The organism is Escherichia sp. WS547 (genome assembly GCF_046486065.1).
In the GTDB taxonomy this organism is placed as follows: domain Bacteria; phylum Pseudomonadota; class Gammaproteobacteria; order Enterobacterales; family Enterobacteriaceae; genus Escherichia; species Escherichia coli.
This window is the reverse complement of record NZ_JBJQMA010000056.1, coordinates 1-1,364: the sequence shown is the minus strand read 5'-3', so window position 1 is coordinate 1,364 and position 1,364 is coordinate 1. Positions and strand designations below refer to the sequence as shown.

Annotated in this window: 3 pseudogenes; 1 reads left to right on the top strand and 2 read right to left on the bottom strand. The window is 47.0% G+C overall.

The features are described from left to right. Positions 1 to 254: pseudogene (locus ACJHWK_RS23875) on the top strand (hypothetical protein); the annotation flags it as partial. Positions 255 to 619: 365 nt separating this feature from the next. Here ACJHWK_RS23875 and ACJHWK_RS23870 read toward each other — a convergent pair. Continuing rightward, positions 620 to 838 (bottom strand): annotated as a pseudogene (locus tag ACJHWK_RS23870) (shufflon system plasmid conjugative transfer pilus tip adhesin PilV); the annotation flags it as partial. Between the two features lie 273 nt (positions 839 to 1,111). Then, positions 1,112 to 1,364, bottom strand: a pseudogene (locus ACJHWK_RS23865) (shufflon system plasmid conjugative transfer pilus tip adhesin PilV); the annotation flags it as partial.

Sequence of the window (1,364 nt, the reverse complement as noted above, 5' to 3'; positions counted from 1 at the left end):
CGTGCCAATCCGGTGTGTGGAAAAAAGGAGGAGGCATAGGGAAAGTCTCCTCCTATCAGCTTAATTTCCCATACTCTCAGTCAAACTTGGGGCAGCATACTTTTTGCGCATTATCCCATGTAAGAGCAACGGGTTTCCATAATTCAAACGATTATTCAGAATGCTCGTTATCTAAATCCGGATCAAACTGGCAACTAACAGCTTACCCACCTTCAATAGCTAGTTATCGTTGTGATGCAGTATGTATTGATTAATCATAGAAATAGGGGGGCCAATCCGGTGTGTGGAGAACTTCCGGTTCCTCTAACGGTAGTTACAGTAATCTTGGATCACACCGAGGATCATTTACTGGTCGCAATACGGGAAGTGGTACGCTGTTTGTTTACGCCTCTGGAGGGAATGGTGGTTCCGCCGGGGGAGATTGTGCTAACACATCCAGATTGCAGGGATACGTTGCAGGGGCATTGATTAGCACAAATGCGAGCAACAACCCATCTTATGGGAAGACAGCATTCATCTCTTTTGCTGTCCCTGCTGGCGCAACTTATCAGATCACCTCTTATCCGGCCCAAAACTACTCTTGTGGCTCAGGGGTATTTTCAGTATTTGGATACCAAACTTAATTGAGAGTTACACAGGACGCAATACAACCTGTCTTGTGCTCGTATTTGTACCATTTTCGTGAACCAGATGGACTCTCGACTACCTGGCAGTAATGAGAATCCTCAGCATTTCCCATTCTGGCAATGGCACAAAAGTCAAATTGCCCCAAGTAACCAGTGCTGGAAAGTTGAGTAACCTTGAGCTTTCCACCTAATGCCCTCCACACACCGGATTGGCCCGGAGGCCAGTGCCAATCCGGTATCTGGACAACGGCAAAAGTGAACTTCACTACCAGTACGTACAATATCGGGAAAAACACCCGAAATCTGAGCATTGGCGTACATGCGTACTGTTCGTGGACATACCTTAATGGTGCGCCTTTTGGTGGGTTTCAGCAGGTATACTCCGACCAAAACAAGGTTTGGTATGTGAATAATTATGCGTGGGGAAATTATGAGTCCGGCGGCACAATTACTGTTACATGCCTGAATCTTCCTGGTGCTGGGATTTAACCGAAGGGGCAACAATAAGCATCAACGTGTTCCTCATCAACGCCATCACCAATGCCATACATGCGTGTACCTGTCATGATAAATCCGGTCGGGCATTGAATGGGTTTGTAGTAGATAGATCCTCCACTTTTCCCGCCAATGAAGTGATTCATTGCTACAGATGATTGATACCACTTACAGGCGGAGTAGTTCACTTTATTGCCACCAGACCACCGACCGGATTGGCACTGGCCTCCGTGCCAATCCGGT